The sequence below is a fragment of the Occallatibacter sp. genome, assembly GCF_049802275.1.
Classification (GTDB): Bacteria; Acidobacteriota; Terriglobia; order Terriglobales; family Acidobacteriaceae; genus Telmatobacter.
The window spans coordinates 1-4,306 of the sequence record NZ_JBARMD010000059.1 but is presented as its reverse complement, the minus strand read 5'-3'; the positions used below and the strand labels follow the sequence as shown (position 1 = coordinate 4,306).

General features: G+C 58.2%; 4 protein-coding genes. All 4 read right to left on the bottom strand.

Translation table 11 applies throughout. The annotated features are described in order from the left end of the window. Positions 1-1,936 (bottom strand): peptidoglycan D,D-transpeptidase FtsI family protein (locus WA354_RS01900; RefSeq protein WP_472811317.1); only part of this gene is annotated, 1,936 nt, incomplete at its 3' end. Positions 1,937-2,195: 259 nt separating this feature from the next. Beyond that, on the bottom strand, positions 2,196-2,705 hold the full coding sequence (locus tag WA354_RS01895; RefSeq protein WP_472811316.1) for a cell division protein FtsL: 510 nt from the start codon (positions 2,703-2,705) through the stop codon (positions 2,196-2,198). 284 nt (positions 2,706-2,989) lie between these two features. After that, positions 2,990-3,913 (bottom strand): 16S rRNA (cytosine(1402)-N(4))-methyltransferase RsmH, encoded by a 924-nt coding sequence (gene rsmH / locus WA354_RS01890; protein ID WP_472811315.1) that lies wholly within the window; start codon positions 3,911-3,913, stop codon positions 2,990-2,992. 42 nt (positions 3,914-3,955) lie between these two features. Next, positions 3,956-4,306: division/cell wall cluster transcriptional repressor MraZ (locus WA354_RS01885; protein WP_472811314.1), on the bottom strand; the 351-nt coding region annotated here is incomplete at its 5' end.

The window sequence follows — 4,306 nt, the reverse complement described above, 5'->3', positions numbered from 1 at the left end:
GCGGATCGTCTGCGGGCAGGTCGTTGGCTGCGGCGAAGAGTGAGTTCACTTCTGCCTGATCAACATTGGCGTCGTCTTCTTCGACGGGCTTTTCGGCCTTGGGTGCGTTCAGCGGCGTCCTGGGAGCGCGCACCTCAATGTCGTGGGGAACACTGAGGTATTCGAGCACCTGCTGGGCGACTTCAGCAAATACAGGGGCGGAGACCGCGGTTCCGTAGTAGGACGCGCCTTTGGGGTTGTCCATAATGACGGCGACGGCGATGACGGGGTTATTGACCGGCGCGATGCCGGCGAAAGAGGCCACATGCATCGTCTTCGAGTAGAGATGGGTGACAGGGTCGACTTTTTGCGCGGTGCCGGTTTTGCCGCCGGAGGAGTAGCCATTAAGCTGGGCGGGTTTTCCGGTGCCGTAGAGAACGACGCCCTCCATCATCTTGCGCATCTGGGCGGCCGTCATGGTTGAAAGCACACGATGCGCGCCCTGAGGCAGCGGATCGGGTAGATCGCCACCGGCACTGAATGGCTGCGCTTGCATCTGCGGTGCGGCTTGGCCGTTGGTGCCGGCTGGCTGCGCAATCAATACGTGCGGAGGCAGATACACTCCGCCGTTTGCGATGGTTGAAACCATCGACACAAGTTGAATCGGAGTGACGCCGACTTCCTGCCCGATAGCGATGGAGCCGATGGAGCTGGATCCCCACCGGTTAGGCGTGCGTAACAAGCCACGCGTTTCTCCGGGCAGCTCGGCGCCGGTGCGGCTGCCGAAACCGAAATCGTGAATGTACTTGTAAAAATTGTCGGGGCCCATCTTGAGGGCGAGCTTCACCGCGGCTACGTCGCTGGAGTGCTCAAGCGCGTAGTGGACGGTGACGACTCCAAAGTGATCCGCCTTGTCGTCGTGGATGATGCGGCCGCCGGCCATCTTGATCTGACCACCCTGGCAGTCAATCATGTCATCCGGGTGAGTTACGCCCTGGTCGAGTGCGGCGGAGTAGGTGACGAGTTTGAAGGTCGAGCCGGGTTCGTAGACATCGCTCACCGCGTGGTTCTTCAAAAGCGCGGGCGTGGTGTGGCGAAACTGATTGGGATTGAACGTGGGCCGTATGGCGAGGGCAAGGATCTGCCCGGTGTGCACGTCCTGCACGACGACGGTTCCACTATCGGCATGCGTCCGCTCCATGTTGTGGTCCAGTGCGCGCTCGGCCATGAACTGGATGTTTTCGTCAATGGTGAGCTGGAGATTCTGGCCAGGCTCGGGTTCATGAGCTACTGAACCGAGCACATGGCGGCGCGCGTCCATGGCGGTAAACACGCGGCCGGGAACGCCGTGCAGCTTCCCGTCGAACTTGCCTTCGAGGCCGCCGAGGCCGTTGTCATCGAGACCAACGTAGCCTAGGACCTGCGCGGCAATCTGGTTGTCGGGATAGAAGCGCTGGAATTCGTTCTGGAAGTAGATCCCCTTCATATTGAGGGCGCGAACCTTTGCAGCAACTTCGGGGGTGACGCGGCGTGCGACCCAAGCGAAATTCCTGCCCTCGTCGAGACGATGCGCGATCTGCTCTTCGCGGCTGAGCTTGTCTTCAGGGTCAGTGTGGACGATGGCGGCGAGAGTGCGGGCAGCGGCATTCCGATCATCAATCTCGGAGGGGACAGCGTAAATGGAGTCGACCTGCACGGTCATGGCCAGCTCGTGCAGGTTGCGGTCGTAGAGAACGCCGCGGCGGGGCGCGACCTCAAAGGTGCGCTGCTGCTGCTTTTCGGCCCGCTCAACGTAGTCGTTGTGGCGGATGATCTGGAGCCAGAAGAGACGCCCAGCGATAGCGAAGGCCCAGAAGAGAAAGAAGCCGCAGACAAGCCAAAAACGCGCCAGCTTCATGGGCATGGCGCGCGGTGTGGCGATAGGGCGAGGTCGAGTTGCGCGGAGAGCTGCCTGCATTTTGATCAGCGGTTCGAGATTCAGATTAGTGCATTGAGGCGCACCTGTTTTGATCGAAGCGTTCAATGTGAAACAGGAGGTACCTCAGAGATCATTGGGTGCGTTGTGGCAAGTCCATTGACGCATTTCCCAAAAGCAGATCCTTCGCGGCGCTTGCCCCACGGACTTACGTCCGCGGGGCCCAAGCATGCTCCGCTCAGGATGACAATTCAAGTTATCGGTTGTGTTTGGTGCGCCTTCAAAACGAAAAGCGCCGAATTCAGTTGGCCGGGTTCGGCTGCGGGGCGTTGACTTGTGCAAGCACCGGAGCGCTCGAGTCGATGTGCGTGGCGGCGTGCACAACCTGTCCGGGCTGCGGCTCGCTGAGTCCGAGCTGGCGTGACAGGTTGTCAATGCGGCCGGGCTGCGAAAGCTGCGCTTCAGTCAGACGGAGCTGGCGATTCTGCTCGCGCAGCTGATCACGCACCTGCTTTTCCGACTCGATGCGATAGGAGTTCTCGATGACGTTGAAATGCTGCAGGCCATAAAACATGATTAGCGAGAACAGCACTGTAAGTGCAGCCGAGAAGGTCCGCATCTGACGCGCGCGAACGGGATCGGGTGCCTTGACGAGGCGCGTGTTGTCGATGTGGTGCGCGAAGATGATTTCGGGTGTCCGCACTCCGCGACGGCGCATGGGCTGCTGGGCCAACAGTGCGGCATTGCGCTCTGCCACGCGAGCGGTCCAGCCGGGTTTTACATCAAATAATGTTGCGGTGCATGCAGCCATGTTTGTCTCCTAGCTTCTAGCCGCCAGCTTCTAGCCGCTAGTCGGAATCTTGCTGATTTCAATTCTTCGAATCATCGAAGTAAACAGCTACTTTCATTCGAACTTTTGGGGCGCCCGATTTCTCCCCTCAGGGGTTAAAACCTCGGAACTCTCGCTTTCTTCTTTCGGCACGACTAAAGTCGGGCCCTGATACAAAGCCGTCTACTAAAAAATCGATCGAAATTACCCGATGAATCTAGTAACTAGTAGCTCGAAGCTAGAAGCTAAAAGCTAGTAACTGGAAGCTAAAAGCTAGTGGCTAGTAGCTTGCTCGTCCTCTCTGCCGCTCGCAACTTGGCGCTTCTTGAGCGCGGGTTGCGATCTGTTTCTTCTTCACTGGCTGTAACCGGTTTCTTGGTCAGCACTTCAAGAATTCCCTTGTGCGCGTTTTCGCGCAAAATGTCTTTCGCGATGCGATCTTCCAGCGAGTGAAAGCTGATGACTACCAGTCGTCCGGAGGGCTTAAGCAATCTTGGTGCGGCCTCCAGCAGTTCCCGAATTTCATCCAACTCGCGATTTACGTAAATCCGGAGCGCCTGGAACGTGCGCGTTGCCGGGTGAATCTTGTCCTGTTTCATTGCCGGGGCGGCTGAAGCAACAATCCGGGACAACTGCCCGGTGGTTGTAACTGGCCGCCCGCGCACAATGGCTCTGGCGATTCTCCGCGACCTCCTTTCGTCTCCGTATTCGTAAATAAGGTCGGCAAGCTCACGCTCGTTCGCCTCATTCACCACTTGTGCGGCGGTGGGACCGGATCGCGGATCTTGCCGCATATCCAGGGGTCCGTCCGCCATAAAACTGAATCCTCTGCGCGCTTCGTCGATCTGCAGGCTACTGACGCCAAAGTCGGCCAATATGCCATCGAGCGAGCCCGGTTCAACATGGTTGCTAATGGAACTGAAGGCTTCGCCGATGAGCGTTATGTGAGGCGCCTGGCTTCCGAGTTCCAGTGCAACCTGGTCGAGGCGGGCCTTTGCAAGCTCCAGTGCCTCAGGATCGCGATCGAAGCCGATCACTTTTCCCTCGGGTCCAAGGCGGCGGGCAATTTCTGCCGCATGGCCTGCAAGACCGAGTGTGCAGTCAGCAATGACGCTGCCTGCGCGTACATTGAGAAACTGAATCGCATCTTGTAAAAGAACCGGCACATGACGTTCACTTTGCTTCGACATGTGCTCCCCCTGGGGGGCAATTTGGGCCATCGGCCCGAAAGCCTAGTTCTTGTGGCGAAGAATCTCCGCCATTGCCTTGCGATCGTCGGCGGTCAACTGATTCGCCGCCAAATTCTGTTCGAAGATCTCCCGGTTATGAACTTCCAGGTATGTCCTCATGCCGAAAACCGTAACTTCACCATCAAGGCTGGCAGCATTGCGGAGGATCTGGGGGAGTAGAAGCCTTGCCTGGTTGTCCATCTCCACCTGCTGGCCGTAATAGCTGGTCACGTTGAGGTATTTGCGAACCGCGTCGTCCATGGTGCTGGAGTCAGCCAATTGCTGCTCCCTTTTTTCCCACTCGGGCAGCGGCCAGATCTCGGCGCTTTTGCCATCGGTGGAAGTGACATAAAA